Annotated in this window: 1 protein-coding gene; it reads left to right on the top strand. The window is 53.2% G+C overall.

The annotated features are described in order from the left end of the window. Window positions 1–38: 38 nt before the first annotated feature. Window positions 39–517, top strand: a 479-nt coding sequence (gene orn, locus ACTHUR_RS18300; protein ID WP_440400187.1) for an oligoribonuclease, incomplete at its 3' end; no start/stop codon positions are given.

Genomic DNA, 517 nt, shown 5'->3' with positions numbered 1-517 from the left:
TTATAATACTGCCAACTGAAAACACAAGGCCGTCTGAAATGACCCAAAACGCAAACAATCTCTGCTGGCTCGATATGGAAATGACCGGCCTCAACCCGGAACACGACCGCATTATCGAAGTCGCCATGATCATTACCGACTCCGATTTGAACGTACTGGCGCAATCGGACGTATACGTCATCCATCAAAGCGACGAGTTGCTCAACAGCATGGACGAGTGGAACACCGCCACCCACGGCCGCACCGGCCTGACCCAACGCGTGCGCAAATCCAAACTGACCGAAGCCGAAGTCGAGCAAAACCTGTTGGACTTCATGTCCGCATGGATACCTGAGAAATCGACGCCCATGTGCGGCAACTCCATCCATCAAGACCGCCGCTTCATGGTCAAATACATGCCGCGTTTGGAAGCCTATTTCCACTACCGGAACTTAGACGTATCCACGCTGAAAGAATTGGCCAAACGCTGGAATCCGGCCGTTGCCAAAAGCGTGGTCAAACGCGGTTCGCACAAGGC

The organism is Neisseria sp. P0021.S007, assembly GCF_051956855.1.
This window is presented reverse-complemented; position numbering and strand designations above follow the sequence as displayed.